General features: G+C 70.7%; 22 protein-coding genes and 1 tRNA gene. 20 read left to right on the top strand and 3 right to left on the bottom strand.

Annotated features, from left to right (window positions below):
- The 10 genes from ESO86_RS18505 to ESO86_RS01415 form a co-directional block, all read left to right on the top strand.
- Positions 1–239, top strand: a 239-nt coding sequence (locus ESO86_RS18505; protein WP_165307205.1) for a sn-glycerol-1-phosphate dehydrogenase, incomplete at its 5' end; no start/stop codon positions are given.
- Positions 236–1,747: a xylulokinase gene (locus ESO86_RS01455; protein WP_129233122.1), complete on the top strand. Its 1,512-nt coding sequence runs from the start codon at positions 236–238 to the stop codon at positions 1,745–1,747. The genes ESO86_RS18505 and ESO86_RS01455, both read left to right, overlap by 4 nt.
- Complete coding sequence (locus ESO86_RS01450) at positions 1,744–2,610, top strand: HAD-IIA family hydrolase (protein WP_129233121.1); 867 nt, start codon at positions 1,744–1,746, stop codon at positions 2,608–2,610. The genes ESO86_RS01455 and ESO86_RS01450 overlap by 4 nt, the downstream gene beginning before the upstream one ends.
- A gap of 32 nt (positions 2,611–2,642) precedes the next feature.
- On the top strand, positions 2,643–3,626 hold the full coding sequence (locus ESO86_RS01445) for a thiamine pyrophosphate-dependent dehydrogenase E1 component subunit alpha (protein WP_207206973.1): 984 nt from the start codon (positions 2,643–2,645) through the stop codon (positions 3,624–3,626).
- Complete coding sequence (locus tag ESO86_RS01440; protein ID WP_129233120.1) at positions 3,623–4,663, top strand: alpha-ketoacid dehydrogenase subunit beta; 1,041 nt, start codon at positions 3,623–3,625, stop codon at positions 4,661–4,663. Before ESO86_RS01445 ends, ESO86_RS01440 begins: the two co-directional genes overlap by 4 nt.
- 36 nt (positions 4,664–4,699) lie before the next feature.
- Positions 4,700–4,942 carry a lipoyl domain-containing protein gene (locus ESO86_RS01435; protein ID WP_129233119.1) on the top strand — a complete coding sequence of 81 codons (243 nt, stop codon included), beginning with the start codon at positions 4,700–4,702 and terminating at the stop codon, positions 4,940–4,942.
- 81 nt (positions 4,943–5,023) lie between these two features.
- Positions 5,024–5,902 carry a class II fructose-bisphosphate aldolase gene (locus ESO86_RS01430; protein ID WP_129233118.1) on the top strand — a complete coding sequence of 293 codons (879 nt, stop codon included), beginning with the start codon at positions 5,024–5,026 and terminating at the stop codon, positions 5,900–5,902.
- Positions 5,899–6,579, top strand: a complete 681-nt coding sequence (locus ESO86_RS01425) for a 2-oxo acid dehydrogenase subunit E2 (protein ID WP_207206972.1) — start codon at positions 5,899–5,901, stop codon at positions 6,577–6,579. Before ESO86_RS01430 ends, ESO86_RS01425 begins: the two co-directional genes overlap by 4 nt.
- Entirely contained in the window at positions 6,576–8,000 is a 1,425-nt protein-coding gene (gene lpdA / locus ESO86_RS01420) for a dihydrolipoyl dehydrogenase (RefSeq protein ID WP_129233116.1), read from the top strand. Before ESO86_RS01425 ends, lpdA begins: the two co-directional genes overlap by 4 nt.
- Positions 7,997–8,737, top strand: a complete 741-nt coding sequence (locus tag ESO86_RS01415; RefSeq protein ID WP_129233115.1) for a lipoate--protein ligase family protein — start codon at positions 7,997–7,999, stop codon at positions 8,735–8,737. Before lpdA ends, ESO86_RS01415 begins: the two co-directional genes overlap by 4 nt.
- A 62-nt stretch (positions 8,738–8,799) precedes the next feature.
- On the opposite strand, the gene ESO86_RS01410 is transcribed toward ESO86_RS01415, so the two are convergent.
- The gene (locus ESO86_RS01410) at positions 8,800–10,329 is read right to left on the bottom strand and encodes an FGGY family carbohydrate kinase (RefSeq protein ID WP_129233114.1); all 1,530 of its coding nucleotides are present in this window, start codon (positions 10,327–10,329) and stop codon (positions 8,800–8,802) included.
- Between the two features lie 31 nt (positions 10,330–10,360).
- Positions 10,361–12,013 carry a glycerol-3-phosphate dehydrogenase gene (gene glpD / locus ESO86_RS01405; protein WP_129233113.1) on the bottom strand — a complete coding sequence of 551 codons (1,653 nt, stop codon included), beginning with the start codon at positions 12,011–12,013 and terminating at the stop codon, positions 10,361–10,363.
- Positions 12,014–12,245: 232 nt separating this feature from the next.
- Here glpD and ESO86_RS01400 point away from each other — a divergent pair, with 232 nt between their 5' ends.
- The 7 genes from ESO86_RS01400 (at position 12,246) to pepD (ending at position 21,330) form a co-directional block, all read left to right on the top strand.
- Positions 12,246–13,232 carry a sugar-binding transcriptional regulator gene (locus ESO86_RS01400; protein WP_165307203.1) on the top strand — a complete coding sequence of 329 codons (987 nt, stop codon included), beginning with the start codon at positions 12,246–12,248 and terminating at the stop codon, positions 13,230–13,232.
- 371 nt (positions 13,233–13,603) lie between these two features.
- Positions 13,604–14,842, top strand: a complete 1,239-nt coding sequence (locus ESO86_RS01395) for an epoxide hydrolase family protein (protein WP_129233111.1) — start codon at positions 13,604–13,606, stop codon at positions 14,840–14,842.
- A gap of 159 nt (positions 14,843–15,001) precedes the next feature.
- Positions 15,002–16,138, top strand: coding sequence for a sugar ABC transporter substrate-binding protein (locus tag ESO86_RS01390; protein ID WP_129233110.1), 1,137 nt, complete (start codon positions 15,002–15,004; stop codon positions 16,136–16,138).
- An 89-nt stretch (positions 16,139–16,227) separates the two neighbouring features.
- The gene (locus ESO86_RS01385) at positions 16,228–17,268 is read left to right on the top strand and encodes an ABC transporter permease (RefSeq protein ID WP_129233109.1); all 1,041 of its coding nucleotides are present in this window, start codon (positions 16,228–16,230) and stop codon (positions 17,266–17,268) included.
- Positions 17,265–18,794, top strand: a complete 1,530-nt coding sequence (locus ESO86_RS01380) for a sugar ABC transporter ATP-binding protein (RefSeq protein ID WP_165307201.1) — start codon at positions 17,265–17,267, stop codon at positions 18,792–18,794. The genes ESO86_RS01385 and ESO86_RS01380 overlap by 4 nt, the downstream gene beginning before the upstream one ends.
- A gap of 5 nt (positions 18,795–18,799) precedes the next feature.
- The gene (locus tag ESO86_RS01375; RefSeq protein WP_165307199.1) at positions 18,800–19,819 is read left to right on the top strand and encodes an ABC transporter permease; all 1,020 of its coding nucleotides are present in this window, start codon (positions 18,800–18,802) and stop codon (positions 19,817–19,819) included.
- 14 nt (positions 19,820–19,833) lie between these two features.
- Entirely contained in the window at positions 19,834–21,330 is a 1,497-nt protein-coding gene (gene pepD, locus ESO86_RS01370) for a beta-Ala-His dipeptidase (protein ID WP_129233106.1), read from the top strand.
- On the opposite strand, the gene ESO86_RS01365 is transcribed toward pepD, so the two are convergent.
- The gene (locus tag ESO86_RS01365) at positions 21,302–22,108 is read right to left on the bottom strand and encodes an SGNH/GDSL hydrolase family protein (protein ID WP_129233105.1); all 807 of its coding nucleotides are present in this window, start codon (positions 22,106–22,108) and stop codon (positions 21,302–21,304) included. The genes pepD and ESO86_RS01365 overlap by 29 nt on opposite strands.
- A 115-nt stretch (positions 22,109–22,223) precedes the next feature.
- On the opposite strand from ESO86_RS01365, the gene ESO86_RS01360 reads away from it, so the two are divergent.
- The 3 genes from ESO86_RS01360 to ESO86_RS19715 form a co-directional block, all read left to right on the top strand.
- On the top strand, positions 22,224–23,429 hold the full coding sequence (locus ESO86_RS01360) for a flavin-containing monooxygenase (RefSeq protein ID WP_129233104.1): 1,206 nt from the start codon (positions 22,224–22,226) through the stop codon (positions 23,427–23,429).
- Positions 23,430–23,480: 51 nt separating this feature from the next.
- Positions 23,481–23,570 (top strand) — tRNA-Ser (locus ESO86_RS01355).
- A 183-nt stretch (positions 23,571–23,753) separates the two neighbouring features.
- A partial coding sequence (locus ESO86_RS19715; RefSeq protein WP_207206971.1) for a hypothetical protein occupies positions 23,754–23,939 on the top strand: 186 nt, incomplete at its 3' end.

The raw sequence follows: 23,939 nt of genomic DNA, 5'->3' as shown, positions 1-23,939 counted from the left end.
TCGCCACGGCCGGCGCGCTGGCGAGTGCGCTGCGCGGCGCGGGCGCCGCCTCGCGCCCCGCCGAGCTGAGCCCCTGGGTCGATGACGACCTCTGGAGATGGGCCGTCTCCGGATGCCATCGGATGCGCAACCGGTTCACGATCGTCGACCTGCTCGATCTGCTCGGCTGGTGGACCGACGACGACGTCGACGAGGTGCTCGCCCGCGCCCGCTCCGCGACCGAGGCGGTGCGAGCATGAGCGCCGACCTGGTCCTGGCCGTGGACTGCTCGACGACGAGCGCGAAGGCCATCGTGTGGGACACCGCGGGCGGACGCGCCGGTGAGGGGCGCGCATCACTCGAGCTCAGCGTGCCGGCCCCCGGCCACGGCGAGCAGCAACCGCGTGCGTGGTGGACCGCGACCGCGGCGGCGATCCGAGAGGCGCTCGCGACCGTCGACGCGGCGCGGATCGCGGCCATCGCCGTGACCCACCAGCGGGAGACGTTCGCCTGCCTCGACGCGCACGGCGACGCGATCCGACCCGCGATGCTCTGGCTCGACTCGCGCGCGAGCGCGGAGGTCGAGCAGTACGGGACCGAGCGGGTGCACCGCCTGACCGGCAAGCCCGTGAACCCGACGCCCGGCTGGTACAAGCTGCTGTGGATCGCTCGACACGAGCCGTGGGTGCTCGAGGCGACGCGTCACGTCGTCGACGTGCACGCGTACCTCGTGCATCGGCTCACCGGACTCTGGGCGACGTCCACGGCGAGCGCCGACCCGCTCGGGCTCATCGACCTCTCGACGGGCGACTGGAGCGACGAACTGCTCGGCGCCGTCGGACTCGAGCGCAGCGTGCTGCCGGCACTTCACGCGCCCGGCGACCAGATCGGCGCGCTGAAGCCCGCGGCGGCCGGCCAGCTCGGACTCCCGGTCGGGTTGCCGGTGATCGCCGGCGCCGGGGACGGCCAGTGCGCCGGGCTCGGGGCCGGCATCGCCGAGCCCGGTCGGGCGTACCTGAACCTCGGCACCGGCCTCATCGCGGGGACCGTGAACCGCGAGTACGAGCCGAGCAGCGCGTACCGGGCGCTCGTCGGCGCGGTCCCCGGCACGTTCGACTACGAACTCTTCATCGGCGCTGGCACCTACATGGTGACCTGGTTCGCCGACACCATCCTCGGGCCGTCGGAGGAGCGGGCTCGCCCCACCGAGGGATTCGAGAAGTACTGGGAGGCGCGCGCAGCCGAGGTGCCGCTCGGCAGCGACGGCCTCGTCGTGGTGCCGTACTGGAATGGCGCACTGACCCCCTACTGGGACCACCACGCGGGCGGGGTCATGGTCGGCTTCGCGGGCGTCCACGGCCGGGCGCACATCTACCGCGCGATCCTCGAGGGGATCGCCTTCGAGTTGCGCCTCTGCGTCGAGGAGGCCGAGCGCCACCAGGCGGAGCCGGTGGCGGAGTTCGTCGCGATGGGCGGCGGGTCGCACAGCCCTTTCTGGTGCCAGTTGATCGCCGACATCGTCCGGCGCCCGGTCGTGCTGGCCGGGCAGGACGAGGCGACCGCGCTGGGCGCCGGCATCCTCGCCGCCGCGGGGGTTGGCCTCCACGCCGACATCCCGACCGCAGCCGCCGCGATGACCACCATGGGCGCCCGCTTCGAGCCCGACGAGGTGGCGGCGAGGCGTTACGACGACCACTACGCCGCGTACCGGGCCGTCTACCCGGCGCTCCGCCCCGTCTTCCCCCTCCTGAAGGGAGCCGCGGCATGACCACCCTCGTCGACCGTGACCTCGAGGCCCGGCTCACCGCGCCCGTTCGGCGGTACTCGGCCTACCTCTTCGACCTCGACGGCACCGTCTACCTCGGCGACCAGCTCCTGCCCGGCGCCGCCGAGCTGATCACGGCGCTGCGCGCCGCTCGAGCCCGGATCGTGTTCCTCTCCAACAACCCGACGCGCGATCCCGAGATGTACCTGGCGAAGCTGCGCGGGCTCGGACTCCAGGTCGAGCTCGGCGACATCGTGAACACCGTCGTCAGCACGGTGGCCTGGCTCACCGCCAACCACCCCGACGCCACCGTCTTCCCGATCGCGGAACCGCCACTCGTGCGCGCGCTGGAGGCCGCCGGCATCCGCATCTCCGACGACCCGGCAGAGATCGACATCGTCATCGCCAGCTACGACCGCGAGTTCGACTACCGCAAGCTCCAGGTCGCATTCGACGCGATCTGGCATCACCGACGTGCCTTCCTGATCACGACGAACCCGGACCGGTACTGCCCGTTCCCGGGCGGGCACGGCGAGCCGGACGCCGCCGCGATCGTCGCGGCCATCGAAGCCGCGACGGGCGTCACCTGCCGCGTGAACGCGGGCAAGCCCGATCGCGTGATGATCGACGCCCTCGGCATCGACCTCGCCGACGCCGTCATGGTGGGCGACCGGCTCGCCACCGATGTCCGCATGGCCGTCAACGCGGGCATCGACTCGGCGCTCGTGCTCACGGGCGACAGCGGCATCGACGACGTGCGCGACACGCCCGTCGAGTTCCGCCCGACCTACATCCTCGACCGAATCGACCGGCTGGTCCCGCCTGCCGGAACGCCCGGTCCCGACCCGACCGACCCGAGATCATGACCGGCGACCAGCCGGAGAAGGGGGATCTTCGCATGGAAGACCTGTCCACCGAGACGAAGCTCGAGATGCAGCGACGGATGCTGCGCATCCGCGCCTTCGACGAGCGCGCGTCCAAGATGGTCAAGCGCGGGCACATCCCGGGCACGGTGCACACCAGCATCGGCCAGGAGGCCCAGGTCGTCGGCGCCACCATGGCGCTGCGCGACGGCGACTACATGACCGGCAACCATCGCAGCCATGGCCACCCGATCGGCAAGGGATCGCCGCTCGGACCGCTCATGGCCGAGCTCGTCGGCAAGGCGACCGGCGTCTGCAAGGGCAAGGGAGGCTCGCTGCACCTGGCTGACTTCTCGGTCGGCAGCCTGGGCGAGTCCGGCATCGTCGGATCGAGCATCCCGATCGCCATGGGCGCTGCGCTGAGCGCGAGCGTACGCGGCAGCGACCAGGTGGCCCTGGCGTTCTTCGGCGACGGCGCCGCCAACCAGGGCGTGCTGTACGAGTCGATGAACCTCTCGGGCGTGTGGAAGCTGCCCGTCGTGTTCCTCTGCGAGAACAACCAGTATGCGCTGAGCACGCCCGCCCACACCGTGACCTCCGGCGTCATCGCCGAGCGCGCGGCCGGGTTCGGGATGCCCGGCGTCCGCGTCGAGGAGGGCCAAGACGTGCTCGCCGTGCACGCGGCGGTGTCCGAGGCCGCAGCGCTCGCCCGCTCGGGCGGGGGGCCGAGCCTCGTCGAGGTCGTCACCTACCGGTACAACGAGCACTCCGAGGGCCTGCGACTCGGCACCGACTACCGCCCCGCCGACGAGCGCGAGGCCTGGCTCAAGAAGGACCCGATCCTGCTCTTCCGCGAGCACCTCGAGGGCATCGGGGTGAGCCCCGCCGACCTCGACGCCCTCGAGGCGGAGGTCCTCCAGGAGGTCGACGACGCCGTCGCCTTCACCGACGCCAGCCCCTTCCCCGACCCCTCGGTCGCCTTCGACGACCTCTATACCGACACGGAGTACGCAGCATGACCGTCATGAGCTACCTCGGCGCGATCGGCGCCGCACAGCGCGAGGCGATGGACGCCGACGAGCGCGTGATCATCTTCGGCGAGGACGTCGAGGCCAACGTCTACGGCACGACCGGCGGCGGCAAGACCCGCACCGACAAGGGCGACTTCGTCCAGATGTACGGGCGCAACCGGATCCGCAACACCCCGATCTCCGAGGAGAGCATGGTGGGTGCCGCCGCCGGCGCGGCGATGACCGGGCTCCGCCCCATCGTCGACCTGTCGTACTCGAGCTTCCTCTACATGGCCATGGACCAGTTCGTGAACCAGGTCGCGAAGAACCGGTACATGTTCGGCGGCCAGGCGTCGATGCCGGTCGTGTTCCGTTCGGCGATGTTCTACGGGCTCAACACTGGCGCCCACCACTCGGACCGCCCGTACCCGATGTTCATGAACGTGCCGGGCCTGAAGATCATCGCCCCGGCGACGCCGGCCGATGCGAAGGGCCTGCTCCGGTCCGCGATCGACTCGGACGACCCGGTCCTCACCTTCGAGGCCTGCATCCTCTGGGGTGCCAAGGAGGACGTGTCGGAGGACGAGTTCTGGATCCCGCTCGGCCAGGCCCGGGTGGCGCGCGAGGGCACCGACGTGACCGTGGTCGCCGTCTCGAGCTCCGTCCCCGAGTCGCTGGCCGCGGCCGAGGAGCTCGCCGCGGAGGGACTGTCGGTCGAGGTCATCGACCCGCGCACGCTGGTCCCCCTCGACCGGGACGCCATCCTGCGCTCGGTCGCGAAGACCGGCCGACTCGTCGTCGCCGAACCGGCGCACCGCACCTGCGGCGCCGCGGCGGAGATCAGCGCCCTGGTCTCGGAGGAGGTCTTCGACGCGCTGAAGGCGCCCATCGTGCGCGTGACCGCGCCCGACATGCAGATCCCGTTCAGCCCGGCACTCGAGAAGCAGATGTACCCGAACCGCACCACGATCGGGGCGGCGATCCGTCGGGTCGCCGGCTTCGCTCCCGCACCCACCGAGGCCGAGCTCGCGCTCGCACCGCGCTAGCCCGGCACACGACCGAAAACGGAAGGAACAGGAACCATGGCACGCATCGAGGTCCTGCTGCCCCAGTGGGGCATGGGCATGAGCGAAGGCTCGATCATCGAGTGGCTGAAGGCCGTCGGCGACGCGGTCGTCGAGGACGAACCACTGGCCGAGGTCGAAGCCGAGAAGGTCGAGGAGACCCTCGAGGCGCCCGCGACCGGCACGCTCGCCGAGATCCTCGTCCCGGCCGGCGAGGCCGTCGAGGTGCGCACCGTCGTCGCGATCATCGAGACCGCGTAGGCCCCAGCGGACACCCGTCAGACACCCCCAAGCACGGTGACGAGGACGTCACCGCAACATCCAACGGAAGGAGACCAGCCCATGAGCACGGTCGACCCCCGCGCCATCGTGGCCGCCGCCCGGGAGGGCGGATACGCCGTCGGCGGCTTCAACATGCACAACCCCGAGACCACGCAGGCGTTGATCCGGGCCGCCGAGCTCGCCGAGGCGCCCGTGTTCCTCCAGATCGGCCGGGCCATCGTCCCGCACCTCGGCCTCGCCGAGGCGTACCGGATGGTGCGCCACGAGCTGGACCGGTCCGGGACCCGGGTGCCGATCCACCTGGACCACGGCACCTACGAGGAAGTGTTCGAGGCGATCCGCCTCGGCTTCGACTCGATCATGTTCGACGGCTCGCACCTCGACTTCGAGGAGAACATCGCGGCGACCCGCCACGTCGTGACCGTCGCCCACTCCTTCGGGATCCCCGTGGAGGCCGAGCTCGGCAGCATCCCCGATGCGGCGGAATCCATCGACTGGTCCCAGCACTACACGAAGGTCGAGGAGGCCGAACGCTTCGTCGCGGAGACCGGTGTCGACTTCCTGGCCATCTCGGCCGGCGTCATGCACGGCGTGACCGGCGCCGAACCCCAGCCGCTCGACATCGAGCGGGTCCGGCAGATCCGCGACGCCACGGACGTGCCGCTCGTGCTGCACGGCGCATCCGGCGTGCCGGTCGACCAGCTGCAGGCGGCGATCGCGGCGGGCGTGCACAAGCTCAACGCCGACACCGACCTCCGCCACGCCTTCCGCCGGGGCATCGAGGCCACGTGGGCGACCGGTGACCGCCAGTTCGAGGACGCGATGGCCGAGGGCCGGAGGCTCATGATCGACGCGACCGTCGAGAAGATGCGCGAGTACGGCAGCGCGGGGCGCGCGTCCGCGCTGTCCGCAGCCGAGCCCGTGCTGGTCGCATCGTGAGCACGGCTGCTCCCGCGCTCGCCGAAGGGGTGTCGACGCCGCTCACCGGCATCCGGCGGACGGCCGCACGCCGCATGGTGCAGGCCTGGCAGGCGCCGGTCTTCCACCTCACGGTGGAGGCCGACATGACGGAGGTCGGACGGGTCAAGGCCGTGTCGCCCGGTGCCACGGTCACCGACGTGCTCGTCCGGGCGGCCGCGCGGGCCCTCATGGCGGTCCCCGAGGTCAACGCCCACGTGGGCGAGCACGAGGTCACGGTCTTCCCCAACGCCCACGTCGGCATCGCGGTGGCCGGTCCGAAGGGGCTCACCGTCCCCGTCATCCACGACGCCGAGGCGCTGGACCTCGCCTCGCTCGCGGAACGGCGCGCCGACGTCGTGGGCCGAGCGCGGGAGGGCGCCCTCACCCGACAGGACATCACGGGCGGCACGTTCAGCATCTCGAACCTCGGCATGATGGGCATCGCTCGATTCGACGCGATCCTGAACGTGCCGCAGGCCGCGATCCTCGCGGTCGGCGCGACGACGCAGCGGCACGTGATGGGGCCCGACGGCCCCCTGTGGCGTCCGATCGCCGACCTGACGCTGACCTGCGACCACCGGGCGCTCGACGGCGCGACGGGAGCGCAGTTCCTGAACGCGCTCGTGGGGGAGCTCGCGGCCCCGCTCGGCTCGTGACGGCCGCACCGTCCGCGCGCGAGGGTGCCGACCGGTTCGACGTCGTCGTGCTCGGCGCTGGCCCAGGCGGCTACGTCGCCGCCATCCGTGCCGCCCAGCTCGGCCTGTCGGCGGCGGTCGTCGAGCGCGAGTACTGGGGCGGGGTGTGCCTGAACGTCGGCTGCATCCCGACGAAGGCGCTGCTGCGGAACGCGGAACTCGCCCAGCTGATCGGTCGGCACGCGGCCGACTTCGGCATCGTCGGCGAGGTCCGCCTGGAGTACGGCGCCGCCCTCGCCCGCAGTCGCGCGGTCAGCGAGGGCCGCGCGAAGGGCGTGCACTACCTGATGCGCAAGAACGGCATCACCCAGGTGCACGGTCACGGCTCGTTCGTCGACGACGAGACCATCGAGGTGGTGGATGGCGCCGGCGTGCGCCGCATCCGCTTCGGGCACGCCATCGTCGCCACGGGCTCCGAGGTGCGCATGCTGCGCGGTCTCGAGCGATCCGGCCGCGTCGTGACGTACGAGGAGCAGGTCCTCGCCGACCGCGTACCGGGTTCGATCACGATCATCGGCGCCGGCCCGATCGGCGTCGAGTTCGCCTACCTGTTGCGCTCGTTCGGCGCCGAGGTGACGCTCATCGAGGCACTCGACCGCGTCCTCCCGCTCGAGGACGCCGACGTCTCGAAGGAGATCGCGAAGCAGCTCAGGCGCATCGGCGTGCGTCTGTCGACGGGCGCCACGGTCACGGCTGTCGACGAGACCGACGACGCGGTCACGGTGCGCTACGCGGACGCTGCCGGAACCGCGGCCGAGGTCGTCTCCGAACGGGTGATGGTGTCGATCGGGTTCGCACCGCGGGTGACCGGCTACGGCCTGGAGCACACCGGGGTGGAGCTCACCGAGCGTGGCGCCATCGAGGTGGACGCCCTGCAGCGCACCAGCGCGCCGACGATCTTCGCGATCGGCGACGTGACCGGCATCATGCCGCTCGCGCATGTCGCCGAAGCGCACGGCGTGGTCGCCGCCGAGGTTATCGCGGGCCTCGAGCCGGCGGGCGTGGGCGACCACCGCATGATGCCGCGCGCCACCTTCTGCCAACCGCAGGCGGCGAGCTTCGGCCTGACCGAGGAGCAGGCCCGCGACGCCGTCGACGACGTGCTCGTCGCGACGTTCCCGTTGGTCGCGAACGGCAAGGCCCACGCGCTCGGCGACAGCAGCGGCTTCGTCAAGCTCATCGCCGACGGGTCCAGTCGGACCCTCGTCGGCGGGCACCTGGTCGGCCACGACGTGTCGGAGTTGCTGCCAGAGCTCACCCTCGCCCAGCGCAGCGGGCTCACGATCGACGAGCTCATCGGCAACGTCCACACCCATCCCACGCTGAGCGAGGGCATTCAGGAGGCGCTCCACGGCCTCGCAGGGCACATGATCAATCTGTGAACTCCATCGACGCCCCGGCCTCGCTGATCCTCGACGCCGCCCCCCGGCCCGGGGGTGCGGCGTTCGAGGACTCGCTGCGCCTGCTCCACGCCGTCGCGGCCAGCGCCCTCCGCGGTCCGCTGGTGCGCGTGTATCGGCCGCTCCCGACCGTCGCCTTCAGCCGCCGCGAGGCGAACCTGCCCGCCTTCGCCGAGGCCGAGTCGGCGGCCCGGTCGCGCGGATTCGAACCGGCGATCCGGCCCGCCGGCGGCCGCGCGGTCGCCTACGATCCGACGTGCATCGTCGTCGACCTCATCACCGCCGAGCCGCTCGGCCGCCTCGACCACCGGGCCGCGTTCATCGACGCGGGCACCGCGTTCGTCCAGGCGCTGAGGGAGGTCGGCGTCGAAGCGGCGCTCGGGCCGGTGCCCCGGGAGTACTGTCCCGGGGAGCACAGCGTCAATGCGCGTGGCGCGGTGAAGCTCGTCGGCACGGCGCAGCGGAGGGTCCGCGGCGCGCGACTGCTCAGCGCCGCCCTGCCGCTCGGCGCGGTGGACGCGTTGCGCGAGGTGCTGGTCGACGTCAACGCCGCACTCTCGTTCGACTGGGATCCCGAGACCCTCGGGTCGGTCGCGAGCGAACGCCCCGGCGTCGACGAGGATGCCCTCATCGCGTCGATCGCACGCCACCTCGTCGGGCCGACGCGTCGGCTCGAGCTGGATGAGGCGCTCATCGCTGCCGCGTCGGCCGCCTCCTGAAGCTCCCACGGCGCTTCGAGTCCATGAACCTCACGGGTCGACGGAGCTGCGACGCGCCTCGGTCAGGCCACGGGAACGGGCGCGTCCAGACGACGGCGCGCGGGAATGGACCGCGCCGCCTCGACCGCGGCTCGCCATCCGTCGTAGAGCTCCTCGCGTTCGTCCGAGGGCATCCGCGGCTCGAATCGGCGATCGCGATCCCAGCGCGCCGCGATCTCCTCCAGGGTCCACATCCCGACCCCGGCGCCCGCCACGTGGGCGACGCCGAGCGCGGTCCGCTCGACCCCGCGCGGGCGGTCGACGGGGATGCCGAGGATGTCGGCCTGGAACTGGCAGAGGAAGTCGTTCGCGACCGCACCGCCGTCGACGCGCAGTTCGGGGATGCGGAGCCCGCCGCGCTCGAGGGCGTCGATGTTGTCGCGGGTCTGGTACGCCATCGACTCCAGGGCGGCCCGCACGACGTGGGCGGCGTCGGTGTCCAGCGTGAGCCCGACGATGGTCGCTCGCACGTCGCGGTCCCAGTACGGGTCGCAGAGGCCCGCGAACGCCGGGACCAAGTACACGCCCCCGTTGTCGTCCACGCTCTGCGCGATCGATTCGGAGCGCGACGCGTGGGGCAGGATTCCGAGTCGGTCGCGAAGCCACTGGAGGGTCTGACCCGAGTGGAACACGACGCCCTCGGCCTCGTAGACGACCCGGTCGCCGAACTGCCATGCCACGCTGCTCGTCATGCCGGGCATCACCTGCGGACGGTCGCCCACGTTCACGGTCAGCACCCCGGCGGTGCCGTAGGTGTTCTTCGCCGAGCCCTTCCCGAGGCACGCCTGCCCGAAGAGCCCGGCCTGCTGGTCGCCGAGGATGGCGCGCACGGGCACGGGATGGGTCATCGGTCCCGGCAGGATCCCGGGGGCGAGATCGCCGAACCAGGCGTCCGACGGCCGGACCTCGGGAAGCAGCGCGGTCGAGATCCCGAGACGGTCGCAGAACTCCTCGTCCCAACGGGCCGCGGAGAGGTCGAGCAGCGCGGTCCGCGAGGCCGAACTCGGGTCCGTCGCGTGCACGGTCCCGCCGGTGAGGTTCCAGAGCAGCCACGTGTCGACCGTGCCGACGGCGAGCCGGCCCCGTTCGGCGTCGGCACGCACGCCCGGCACATGCTCCAGCAGCCAGGCGACCTTGCCGGCGGAGAAGTACGAATCGTTGCGGAGCCCGGTGCGCCGACGGAACTCCGGGTCGAGCCCCGCTGCGGACCATCCGTTCACGATGTCGTCGGTCTGCTTCGACATCCACATGACGGCGTTGTGCACGGGGCGGCCGGTCGCGCGATCCCAGATGACGCTCGTCTCGCGGTGGGTCGTGAGCCCGACCGCGGCGACGTCGGCGGCGGTCGCGCCGGCGCTCGCCATCGTGCGGGCGATCGACCGGGCCAGTGCGCCCCAGAGCTCGGCGGGGTCGAGTTCGACCCAGCCGGGGCGCGGGAAGATCGGCGAGATCGGCTCCGACGACTCGGCCACCGTCTCGCCGTGCTCGTCGACGAGGACGGCTCGGGCGCTGCTCGAACCCTCGTCGAGGGCCAGGATGTATCGACCGCTCATGAGGCCTCCAGATCGGTACGGTGTCCGCGCATCAGCCGGTGACGTGTTCGACCGCGGGGACGCGGAGGTGGTCGAGCCAGCGCTCGTACCCGGCGACCTGCGCCCGCCGCTCGTCGGCGTCCCATCCGAGGCGCTCGCCGAGGATCTCGGCCGCTCGGGCGGCGCCGCGCAGGCCGTGGCTCGGTTCGAACGCGAGCAGGGAACGTCGCGCGAAGACGTCGGTGAGCGTCTGGGCGAACTCCTCCTCGACGGCCATCACGAGTTCCGCGGCGATGGCCGGGCTGTCGGGGTCGAAGCGCTCACCCAGTCCGGGCTCGGCCGTCGCGAGCTCGGCCACGCGCGCGGCTCGCACGCCGTACAGTCCGAGCAGGCGCTCCGCCGTGTCCGTGGGCAGCCCGCTCGTCCGCCGGAATGCCGTCCGGAACGCCTCGAGGTCCGCCGAGCGTGCGCCGGGGAAGGGCAGTTCCTTCGAGACCGTGCGTCCGCGGCGCCCGAGGCGCTTCATGACGGTGTCGACGGCGTCCTCGGCCAACTGGCGGTAGGTCGTCAGCTTGCCGCCGACGATCGAGTAGAGCCCGGGCCGGCCCGTGTCCGCGTGGTCGTACACGATGTGGCTCCGGGGGATCCGCCACTCGGGGATGCCCGGGGCGTACGGCAGCGGGCGTACGCCGCTATAGGTGTAGAGGACGTCGTCGACCGTGAGGCCGGCGTCGGGCATGAGGGCGTTCGCCTCGGTGAGGAGGTAGTCGATCTCATCGGATTCGGCCCGTGCCGCGTCGGGGTCCTGATCGAACAGGCGATCCGTGCAGCCGATCAGGTAGCGCCCCGTCCACGGGATGACGAGCACGAGGCGGCCGTCCGACTGCGACTCGTAGTAGACCACGTCGGTGGGAGCGCCGGGGAACGGGTCGACGATGATGTGGCTGCCCTTCGAGCCGCCGATGAGCCGTGGCGCTCGGCTGGAGGGCGCGGAGCCTCCCTCCGCGGCATCCTTCGCCACGGTGTCGACCCACGGCCCCGCCGCGTTGACGACGATCGCTGCGCGCAGCTCGGCGCGTTCGCCGTCGTCGTCGACCGTGCGGACGCCGACCACCTGCCCGCCCTCGAGGACGAGGTCCTCGACCCTGGTGTGCGTGATGATGTCGGCGCCGGCGCCCGCCGCGGCGATCGCGAGTTCGACGCAGAGGCGCTCGGCGTATTCGACCTGGCCGTCGGTGAAGAGCGCCGCACCGCTCAGGCCGGTCTCCGCCATGCCGGTGAACCGCCTGCGGACCGCAGACTCGGACAGGATGCGGTGCCAGGCGACGGACTTGTCGAAGGAGAGGATGTCGTAGGCGAGCATCCCGAGCCTGATCATCCAGGAGGGGCGGCGATTGCGTGCGTAGAACGGCATGATGAGCCGTACGGGCTTCACGAGGTGCGGGGCGAGGCGGAAGAGGCGCTCGCGCTCGCGCAGCGATTCGCGGACCAGTGCGATGTCGCCGTGCTCGAGGTAGCGCAGGCCGCCGTGCACGAGCCGGCCGGACCACGCGGATACGCCGCTGCAGAGGTCCTCCTGCTCCACGATCGCTACGTGGAGCCCTCGCTCGGCGGCGTCGCGGGCGATGCCGAGTCCGTTGATGCCGGCACCGACGACGATGAGGTCGTACGGGGCGGCGGCGCGGCGCTCGGTTCGCCCGACCATGCGGTTTCTCCCTCGAAACTCAGTTTGTGAATCAATATGCGATGAACGAATCAACATTCATCAATGCTCGGATGCTAGGGGTCGCCCGTGATGATGTCAAGTCTGCTCCGCCTCGACGGGGCTTGGTAGACCCCTTGTCGCCCTCGCCCCACGCCGCGCGTCCTCGTGCGGTCGGTGACGATCCATGCAAAGATTGAATGGAAATCCGCTCGTCTCGTCGTCAGGGGGCTCCATGGCCGCAGTCGCACGCGAACTCGACCACCTCCGCGTCATGACGAAGGTCGCGCGGCTCTACCACGTGCACGGCATGCGCCAGACCGAGATCGCGAAGTCGCTCGGCATCTCCCAAGCTCGCGTCTCCAGGCTCCTGAGCGCTGCAGAGGCCGCCGGCATCGTCCGCACGGTCGTGGTCGTTCCCGACGGGCTGAACGCCGACCTCGAGGAGCAGCTCGAACGCACCTACGGACTGCTCGAGGCCCACGTCGTCGACGCGGCCACGGCGGACGAGTCCCAGCTCACCGACGACCTCGGGCACGCGGTCGCCTCGATCATCGAGGTGCTCCCGCTGGATGACGCGGTCATCGGCTTCACCTCGTGGAGTCGATCCCTGCGCGCAATGGCGGCCGAGTTGCGGTCGGGCCCGCGGTCCGCCGCGACGAGCGTCGTCGAGATGCTCGGCGGCGTCGGTCCGCCCGCACTCCAGCAGGAGGCGACGGTCGCGACGCAGCGCCTCGCGCGGGTCGCGGGAGCCGAGCCGCGCTTCCTCCGCGTGCCGGGTGTCGTCTCGTCCCCCGGGGTCCGCGAAGCCATCCTCGCGGGCGATTCCAATGCGCGCGCGGCGCTCACGGAGCTCGACCACATGGACATCGCGCTCGTGGGCGTCGGGCACTGCGGCATCGTGCCGCCGCTCGAGGCGGGCGACAACTTCTTCAGCGAGGCGCAGTTCGCACGGGCCATGGAACTCGGCGCGGTCGGCCAGGTGAACCTCCGGTTCATCGACGCCCAGGGCAGTCCGGTGCGCTCCGAACTCGACGAGCTCGTGATCGGGGTCACGCTCGAGCAGTTGCAGCGCGCGCCGCGACGTATCGGCGTGGCCGGCGGCCCGAGCAAGTACGAGGCGATCCACGCCGCCCTCCGCGGTGGCTGGGTGAACGTGCTGGTCACCGACACGGCCACGGCCGAGCACCTGCTCGCACGTCCGGACGCGTCGGTCGCCTGAGGCGAGCGTCCGGCCACTGAGCCGCGTCGGGAGCGGACCGACGAGCGTCGGGCCGACGGCCCCGGGCGCCGGATCCGACGTCGCCTCGGTGGCCTGACCGAGCGTCGATGCCGACGCCTCCCTGCGCGTCGGTGACCCACGGTCGATCGACGCGGCCTTCGCGCGCCCGCCGATGCTCCACGGTTCCGGCAGGCCGTCGCATGCGCCCGAGCGGCGTGCCGTCGGTGTCGTCGGTGCCGTGCGGCGCGTGCTCGGAGGACCCCGAACGATGTGTTGACATTCACGACCGCCGCGCCTACTGTATAGAAAGTCAGGCACTGAATAGACATTCATCACACCCGATGCGCCGGATGAACGAGGAGGTTCTCCCGATGTCGACTCACCCCCAGGTGACGCCGTTCACGATCCACATCCCCGACGAGCAACTCGACGAGATGATGGATCGGCTGAAGCGAACGCGGTTCCCCGAGGACTTCGGGAACGACGACTGGCGCTACGGCTACAACACGGCCTACCACCGCGCCCTCGTCGACTACTGGATCAACGAGTACGACTGGCGCGATGTCGAGCGGCGGATGAACGAGCTGCCCCACTTCAAGGTCGACCTCATGGGCGTGCCGCTCCACTTCATCCACGTGAAGGGCAAGGGCGAGAACTCCATGCCGCTCCTGCTGCACCACGGCTGGCCCTGGACCTTCTGGGACGTCCGCAAGGTGATCGAGCCCCTGACCGACCCGGAGAAGTTCGGCGGCAGCGCCGAGGACTCCTTCGACGTCGTGCTGATCTCCCTGCCGGGCTATGGCTTCTCGTCGCCGCTCCGGGAGACCGGCTGGAACTTCTGGCACACCGCCGACCTCGAGAACGCCCTCATGAAGGACGTACTCGGCTACGAGCGGTACGCGACTGCCGGCGGCGACTGGGGCGCGCTCATCGCGCAGCAGCACGGGCACAAGTACGAGGACGACGTCATCGGCGTCTACACCCACTTCCCCGCGCAGATGAGCCACTACCTGCCGACCCACCCCGACCAGCCCGCAGGCGTCGCCTTCGACCCGATCCTGGGTCTCCCGGCGGCGTCGGAGTACACCGAGGAGGAGGCCGGTTGGTTCGAGCGCGGGAAGCTGTTCGTCGAGAACGAGAGCGGCTACGGCGAGATCCAGCTCACCAAGCCCCAGACCCTCGCGGCGCTCGTGGCGGACTCGCCCGCCGGGCAGCTGGCCTGGATCACCGAGAAGCGCTACTTCTGGGGCCTCGCCGAACGCGGCGTCGGCACCGAGGCCTTCGAGCGCGTGTGGCCCAAGGAGGACCTCATCACCACCGCGGCCGTCTACTTCCTCACCAACACGGGCGGCACCTCGTCCCGCTACTACTGGGAGTGCCGCGGCAACCCGTGGACGCCGAGTCACGACCGGTTCCCGGTCGTCGGCGTGCCCACCGCGGTCTCGATCTATCCCGGCGAGATCTACAAGCCCCCGTACACCTGGACCGAGAAGTACTTCGACGTCAGGCAGTACCGCGTCCACTCCGAGGGCGGCCACTTCGCCCCGCTCGAGGTGCCCGAGACGTATGTGACCGACGTGCGCGACTTCTTCCGCACCCTCCGCGACTGAACCCGCCGGCCACGAGCCGGCCCGCACGCGCACCGTCGGACTCCCGACCGGATTCCGCAGGTGCCGACCGACCACACCCGACCATCACCCTGCACCATCCGACACCACCCACCACAGCGTCACCGTCGAGGTGACCCCAACCACCACCAGGAGTCAAAGATGTCCCTGAACCGCATCGCTCGGCGCGCGACCGCCGCCGTGGCCGCCAGCGCGGCATTCGCGCTCGCGCTCTCCGGCTGCACCACTACGGCCGGCGCCGCCGGGAGCTCGTCCGAGCCCCTCCAGAAGGAGGACCTCGTGATCGTCGCCTCCGTGATCAACACCCTGAACCCGTACTTCCAGGGCAACATCACGGGTGCCGAGGCGCTCGGCGAGGAACTCGGCATCCCGGTCGAGATCGTCGACGCGAACGGCGACCCCGGAACCCAGATCTCGAAGATCCAGGGCGTCATCGCCAAGGGGAAGAAGGTCGTACTGTTCGTCAACACGGTCGACAACTCGGTCGTGCGGCCCATCGTCGACTCGGTCAAGCAGGCCGGCGGCTTCGTCACCATCTGGTGGAACAAGCCGGACGACTACGAGCCGTGGGATGCCGGCGACAACTTCGTGGCGTTCCAGAAGCACTCCGGCGTCGACTCGGGTCGCTGCAACGCCAAGGCGCTCGGCGACGCGCTCGGAGGCGAGGGGAACGTCATCATGCTCCCCGGCGTCCAGGACAGCACGACGAGCCAGACGCGCGTCGCCGGCTTCCGCGCCGAGATGGAGGAGAACTACCCGGGGATCACCATCCTCGAGGAGCGCCCGTCCAACTGGGACCCGCAGCTCGCGTTCGACAACTCGAAGCAGCTCATCACCAAGTACGGCGACGACATCGACGGCGTGTGGAGCGCCGACGACGGCATGCAGATCGGCTCCATGAAGGCCTTCAAGGACGCGGGCCTGATCGACGAGGTCCAGTTCGCCTCGGACGGCCTCTATCCCGAGACCATCGCGGCCATGGAGGCCGGCGAGCCCATCGTCGGCGAGACCTTCCACCGCGGCTACATGGCCTCGGCGGTCGGCCTCTACACGGCGTACCTCGCGGCAACCGGTGAGATCGTGCCCTCCGAACTGCCCGAGGAGAAGCGGAACAGCCTCTTCGAGCTCAGCTGCGTCACGCCCGACACGCTGCCGGACTACCTGCAGTACGACGAGCCCGACGCCCCGGCGAAGTTCATCGACGAGCTCATCGAGAACGGCCCGTGGGACGCCGAGCCCATGCCGCTCGTCAGCGGCGGCCCCGAGGTCCTGCCCTGACCGGTACCCAGCACTCCCCGGCCGCGATCGCGCGGCGACCGCGGCCGGGGAGCCCGCCCAAGATCCAAGATCCCGACAGCGAGGTCACCATGGTCAACGCGACAATGCAGACGGAGAACGTGGACACCACGGCCATCCGTCAGCACGAACTACAGACGGTCCGGCGCAGCTTCATCCGGGGCATCGCCGAGCCGCTCGGACTGATCGCGGCGCTGGTCGCGCTCATCATCGTCTTCTCCCTCCTGAACCCGCGGTTCGCGACCCTCGAGAACCTCCGCAACGTCCTCGACCAGGCCTCCGTGCCGCTCATCGTCGGTGTCGGCGCGACGCTCGTCATCCTGCTCGGTTCGATCGACCTCTCGGTCGAGGGCGTCATGGGCGCATCCGGCATGGCATGGATCCTGATGTCGGCGAACAGCCGGGGCGGGGCCGACCTCGGCGTCTGGGCGTGGATCGGCGCGATCGCGATCGGGATGGCGCTCGGCTTCGCCAGCGGCGCCTTGTTCACGAGGCTGAAGGTGCCCTCCTTCATCGTCACGCTCGGCATGTGGTACGTCGGGCTCGGGATCGCCACGGTCATGTACGGCTCCGGCATCGTCCCGATGCTGACCGACGAGGCCGTCGGCGGGTGGGCGAGCAGCGCAACGCTCGGTCTGCCGAACTCCTTCTGGCTCGCGGCCGTCGTCGTCGTCCTGGGCGTCCTCACGCTCAGGTACACGCGCCTGGGGCGGGTGACCTACGCCATCGGCGACAACGAGACCATCGCCAAGGGCAACGGAGTCCCCGTGGCTCGGGTCAAGACGGTCGTCTTCGTCATCGCGGCCTCCCTCAGCGGCCTGGCCGGAATCATCGCGACCATGAAGCTCGGCGCGGGCTCGGCAACGGTGGGCTCGGGCGTGCTCTTCGTGGTCATCCCCGCCGTGGTCATCGGCGGCACCTCGCTCGGCGGGGGCAAGGGCGGCGTCCTGCGCACCGTGCTGGGCGTCCTCCTCCTCACCGTGCTCACCAACGGACTCATCCTCGCCGGCGTCAGCCCGAGTTGGCAGTCCGGCGTATCCGGGGCGATCCTGGTCGCCGCCATCATCGTTGCGGCTTGGTCGCAGCGCGACCGTCTGCGAGTGGCGAAGTGAACACGACGACTCCTCCAGTACTGAAGCTCGAGGGCATCCGGATCTCGTTCGGTCCCATCGCCGCCGTGAAGGGCGTCTCGCTTCAGATCGAACGCGGCGAGATCGTCGGCCTGATCGGCGAGAACGGCGCCGGCAAGTCGACGCTCCTGAAGATCCTGACCGGCATCTACCAGCCCGACAGCGGGACCATCGAGGTCAACGGCACTCCCGTCCGGCTCCGCGGACCGCGCGACGCGATCGCCGCCGGCGTCGGCGTGGTGCACCAGGAGCAGTCGCTCTTCTCGAACCTGAGCGTCGCCGAGAACATCGAGATGAACACCCCGCCGGGTGCGGGCGGCGTCTCGCGTCTGGGCCTCTACCGGTGGCGACGGCTGAACCGCGACGCGGCGGCGACCCTCGAGAAGATCGGCTCGAAGCTCGACCCGCGCACGCGCGTGGGTGACCTGTCCTTCGTCGACCGCCAGATGGTCGAGATCGCGCGCGCGATCCACATGGACCCGTCTCGGAACACCACGCCGCTCGTCATCCTCGACGAACCGACCTCGCTCCTGGAGCGCAAGGAGACGGCGATCCTCGAGCGCGAGATGCGCAAGCTCCGCGACGTCGGCGCGGTCATCTTCGTCTCGCACCGACTCGACGAGGTCCTCCGCGTCTGCGACCGCGTGGTCGTCATGCGCCATGGCGAACTCATCGCCGACCGTCGCACCGAGGAGGTGACCGAGGACGACCTGTTCCATCTCATGGTCGGTCGCGAGATGCACTCGCCGGACCGCCGACACCGTCCGATCGCCGCGGACTCGCGTCCGGCGGTCGAGGTGTCGGGCCTGACTCGGAAGGGCAAGTTCCGCGACGTGTCCTTCGCGGTGCACCCCGGCCGCTGCACCGTCATCGTCGGCACCAGCGGCTCCGGTCGCGAGGCACTGTCGCGCGCCCTGTTCGGGGCCGAGACGTTCGACTCGGGCTCCCTGACGTTCGGCGGCCGTCCGGCCGCAGGCTGGACCATCGCCAAGGCGACGAATGCCGGCGTCGGGTACGTGCCCGCGGAGCGCAAGGTCGAGGGGATGGTCGGCGGCCTCCCCGCTGCGCAGAACCTGACGCTGACCCACCCCGGACCCGCGGCCGCGGGCCCCGTGATCCTTCCCGCGAAGCGCGACCAGGTCGCGCGGACATGGTTCGACGCGCTCGACGTGCGACCGAACGACATCTCGCTGGAACTCGAGCGGTTCTCGGGCGGCAACCAGCAGAAGGTCGTCCTCGCCAAGTGGCTCAACTCGCCGGACCTGCGGGTCCTCGTGCTCGACCATCCACTCCGAGGCCTTGACCCGGGCGCCGCCGAGACGGTGAACGAGCAGATCCGCCGGGCACGCGACGAGGGCACGGCCGTCGTCCTCCTCGCCGACACGCTCGAAGAGGCGCTCGAGATGGGGGACGAGGTGGTCGTCATGCGCGACGGCGTCGTCACCGGCCACTTCGACGTCGCCACCGACGATCCATCCACGCTCGATCTGCTCGAAAGGATGCTGTGAGCGCCATGAACACCGTCACTCCTCCGAAGGAGCGGGCCGCCGCCCCTGAGACGGCGCCCGCCTCACGCCGGAGCCTGCTCAAGCGTCCTCGCCAGCTCTGGGCGGTCACCGGTCCGCTCGTCATCTTCGTGGTGATGCTGGCGATCGTGGCCGGGCTCACGCCGACGTTCCTGGGCAGCAACGGCCTGACCTTCATCGCCGCGGCCGCCGCGCCCATCCTCCTGCTCGCCCTCGGGCAGGCACTCGTGCTGAACATCGGCTCGATCGACCTCTCGAACGCGGCGATCGCGGTGCTGGGCGCCATCCTGCTCGCATTCCTCCTCGCCCCGCTCGCAGCGGCCGCGCCGCTGCTGGTGCTCCTCATCGTGACGCTCTTCGGTGCGGTGAACGGCCTGCTCGTCGCGTATGCGCAGGTGCCGTCCTTCGCACTGACCCTCGGCACGCTGGGCATCTTCCAAGCTGCGGCGCTCGTGCTGAGCGGCTCGACGACGGTGTACGTCTCGGCCAACGGCGAGGCGATCTCCGCGCTGTACCAGAGCGGGATCCTCGGCATCCCGATGACGTTCTGGATCGGCGTGGTGCTCGCGATCGTGCTCTGGGCCGGCTTGCGGTTCACCCGGCTCGGCCTCGCGATGACCGCGATCGGCAACAACGAGTCCGGCGCGATCTTCTCGGCCGTGAGGAACCGTCGTGTGAAGGTCGTCGTGTTCGCGCTGTCCGGCTTCACCGCGGGCCTCGCGAGCATCGCGATCATCGCCCAGTCGGGATCGGCGTCGGCGACCGGCGCGGGCGGCGACCTGCTGCTGCCCGCCATCACCGCCGCGATCCTCGGCGGCACGTCCATCTCAGGCGGAGTCGCGAACCCGATCAACGTGATCTTCGGCGCCCTCACCGTGGCGCTCGTCCCGATCGCGACCACCGCGATCGGGGTGGATGCGCAGGCGCAGAATCTCGTCTACGGTCTCGTCATCATCGTCGTGGTCGCCCTCACGATGGCTCGCACGCGCGGCGCCGTCGTCAAGTAGAGAAAGAGAGCAACATGTCCCACACCGCAGAGCAGCCGTCGACGAAGACGGGCGTGCTGGACGGCCTCGAGCCCCGTGAGGTGCTCGGCTACTTCGAGACCCTGGCCGGCATCCCGAGGGGGTCGGGAAACGAGTCGCAGGTCGCCGATTGGGTGGTCGAGTTCGCCCGTTCGCGCGGCCTGGAGGCGATCAAGGACGAGCGCAGCTGCGTCCTGGTGCGCAAGCCCGGCCAGGGCGGGCTCGAGGATGCTGCCCCGCTCATCCTCCATGGCCACCTCGACATGGTCTGCGAGAAGGCTGAGGGCGTGGACTTCGACTTCGTCAACGATCCGATCCGCCTCGTCGTCGACGGCGACTACATCACGGCCGACGGCACCTCCCTCGGCGCCGACAACGGCATCGGCGTGTCCTACATCCTCGCGCTGCTGGCCTCCGACGATCTGCCCCACCCGCCCCTCGAAGCCGTGCTGACGGCCATGGAGGAGCTCGGCAAGGGCGGAGCGGCGGAATTCGACACCACCCAGCTGCGCGGTCGCCGGATGATCGACTTCAACTGGATCACCGACAAGGAGATCCTCGCGGGGTGCTCGGGCGACGTCACCTTCACCGTCGACATCCCCGCGGAGTTCGAGTCGGCGCCCGAGACCCACTCGGCCGCCCGGCTCCTGATGGTGCGCGGCCTGAAGGGCGGCCACTGCGAGTTCGACATCCAGCTCGAGCGGGCCAACGCCCTGCAGGTTCTCGCCCGTGCCGTGCTCGCCGTCTCCAACCGGTTCGACGTGCGGATCGCGGCACCGTACGGCGGCGCCCAGAACAATGCCATCCCGGCGGACGCCGAGGTCGTGCTCGTCGCGCGCCCGGAGGACCTCGACGGCATTTCCGACGTAGTGTCGCAGCTGGGCGTAGACCTGGCCGTCGAGTACGACATCGCCGACCCGGACATCCGCCTCGACCTCGGCGCGGCCGACGTCCCCGAGCGGGTCTTCTCCTCGGCCGCAGCGCAGCGGTTCACGACGCTCACCCTGCTGATCCAGCACGGCGTGGTCCGCTGGAATCTCCACGTGGACGACCGGGTCGAGACGTCGAACAACCTCGGCACCATTCGTCCGACCGAGCAGGGCGTGCGCCTGATGTCGACGATCACGTCGGCACTCACATCGCGGAAGCACGAGCTCTACGACCGCGTCCGCGCGCTCGTCGAACTCGCCGGGGGCGGCGTCGCCACGGAGATGTTCGGCCTCGACGCGCCGGAGTTCCCGTACCGCCCGGACTCGGACCTCCTGGCGGTCGCCTCGCAGGCCTTCCGCGACGTCCTGGGTGAAGAGCCGGCCGTCGAGGTCTCGCAGTGCTCGCTCGAGCTCGGCATGTTCAGCCGACGTGTCCCGGTGGCCGACATCATCTCCATCGGCACCGAGCTGCACGCGTTGCACTCGCCCGAGGAGAAGGTGAACCACCGCTCCGTCGAGCGCGTATGGCCGCTGGTCAAGGAAGTCGTGTCGCGACTGGGCTGACCGGTTCGGACGAAGCGGGGAACCGTGCCGCGAGCGATGCCAGCACCGCCGGACGGAAGGCGTCGGCCCAGACCTGGTACCCGTGGTCGTTGGGGTGGAACCAGTCGTTGGCGAAGTGCGTGAAGATGCGCCGCCACCCGCGCACGCGCGTCTCCCGGTGCAGCCGGACGACCTCGAGCCCGTGCTCGGCCGCCACCCGGCGGAGGATCAGGTTCGCGACCGCGACCTTCCGCTCGTTGTGCGGGAAGTAGAAGAAGGGCAGGTCCGCGACGAGCGCGTGCGACGGCACGGCGGCGAAGATGGTGTGGAGGTTCTGCTCGAACGACTCCGGATCCCACTTCGCGATGTCGTTCGCGCCGATCGAGACGGTCATCACGTCGGGCCGGAGCTTCGCGAGCTTCGGCAGCTGGTCCTGCACGGCGAGGGTCGTCGTCGCGCCGGAGACGCTCAGGTTCACGACGCGAACGCTCCGCCGCGTGGTGTCGCGGATGAGTCGCGCGAGCAGGCCGACGTAGCTGTGGTCGGGGCGGCTCGCCCCGATGCCCTGGGCTGCGCTGTCGCCGAGCGCGACGTAGAGGATCTCGCCCCGCACCCTCGCGTGGTCGCGCCACCACTTCGAGTGCACGGGCAGGGTCTCGTTCAGGATGAGGCTGTTCGCCGTGATCCGCGCGCGGAACCGTCGCCAGGCCGCGCGGACCGCGAGCACGACCCCGGCGACGAGCGCGATCGGCACCAGCGCGGCGATGACGGATGCCCCGGGCGGACGTTCCTCGACCATGGCGCGACGCTAGGGCCGGTGTCTGAACGGTCGCTGGGCGGACGCCGTCGAGGGGTCGTCGTGCGGCGGGACCATGGTCATGGGCGCGCGCCGGCTCCGCGCCTAGGCTTGGGACGTGCTCGCGGACGTGGACGTCCTCGTGGTCGGTGCGGGCCAGGCCGGTCTCGCCGTCAGTCACGGGCTCACGGCGAACGGCGTCGACCACGTCGTGCTCGACCGCGACCGAGCCGGCGGAGCGTGGGCGGAGCGCTGGGACAGCTTCTGCCTGGTCACGCCGAATCACACCATCCGCCTTCCCGGTGGCGAGTACCGGGGTGACGACCCGGCCGGATACCTGTCCCGGGCCGAGGTCATCGCGCACCTGCGCTCCTATGCGGAGTCGTTCGGCGCCCCCGTGGTCGAGCACGTCGGGGTGGATGCCCTCCGCCCGACCGACGGGGGATTCGTCGCCGACACCACGGAGGGGGAGGTCCGGGCCCGACGGGTCGTGGCGTGCACCGGCGCGTTCCAGCGCGAGCGGCGACCGCCGATCGCCGACGATCTCGCCGTCCACCTGCCGGTCATCGGATCGGCTTCCTATCGATCGCCCGACTCGGTGCCCGGTGGCCGGGTCCTCGTGATCGGGGGCGGGCAGACCGCCGCGCAGATCAGCGAGGAGCTCCTGCTCGCGGGCCGGGAGGTGGTGCTCGCCGCGGGACGCGCGCCCGCGATGCCGCGGCGGGTCGGCGACCGCGACGGGGTGGACTGGCTGATCGACGCGGGCTTCTTCGAGCAGACGGCCGCCGACCTGCCGAGCCCGGCCGCGCGACTCGGCGCGAATCCGCTCGTGACCGGCCAGCGCGGCGGGTACGACCTCAACCTGCGCACCCTCGCAGCCCATGGGGCCCGACTCACGGGACGTGTGCGGGGTGTGGAGGCCGGTCGGCTGGTGGTCTCCGAGGGCCTCGAGAAGGCGATCGCGTCGGGCGACGCGGGCTGGGCCGCGGTCTGCCACCTGGTCCGCGTGGCCGCGGAGCGGATCGGGGTGCCGGTGCCCGACCTGCCCGAGATGCCCGGCGAGCCCATCTCCGCGGCCCCGCCGCCGCGCATCGACGAGCTCTCCGCCGTGATCGTCGCCTGCGGGTTCCGTTCGGACTACGGCTGGATCGGATCGCCCGACCTCGTGGACGACCTCGGGTTCCCCGAGCAGCACGACGGCGCCAGCGACACGGTGCCCGGGCTGTACTTCGTGGGTGTGCCCTGGCTCCGGACGCGGAAGTCGCCGCTGCTCATGGGCGTCGGGGAGGACGCCGACGTGGTGGTCGCGCAGTTGGCCGGCTAGCGGCATCCCCTCGTTTTGGCGCCTCGCGCGGAGGCCGCTATCATCGATCTCGGTACCGTGTCCGAGCGGCCGAAGGTGCAACTCTCGAAAAGTTGTGTGCGTGAAAGCGCACCGTGGGTTCAAATCCCACCGGTACCGCCAACCGAACGCCCCGCATCCCCGTGATGCGGGGCGTTCGTCATGGTGGCCCCTGAACGGGTCCTTGCGCCTGTCGGCGACCTCTCAATACCGTGGCCCGCGAACTGGGTGACCGAACCTCTTGTGCGTCGGGAACGACTGCTCGCGGAGCCTCGGGGTGCGGTGATACGCGCGTGAGGATGATCGATGACTGGTGTGAAGAGGTTCCTGAGCCGAGTTCGAGCGGAAGCCGCCGCCGCGGCGAGTCACCGCCATCGCCACCACGACCGCCGGCCCAGGCGGAGCAGCGGGGCACGGCCATCGGCCATCGGCCTCGTCGCGGTCGCCGCGCTGGTGGTCCCGGTGGCCGTGGGCTCACCGGCCGTGGGCGCG

This window comes from Agromyces binzhouensis, assembly GCF_004135055.1.
In the GTDB taxonomy this organism is placed as follows: domain Bacteria; phylum Actinomycetota; class Actinomycetes; order Actinomycetales; family Microbacteriaceae; genus Agromyces; species Agromyces binzhouensis.
The sequence above is the reverse complement of the archived record's forward strand: the minus strand, read 5'-3'. Positions and strand labels throughout refer to the sequence as shown.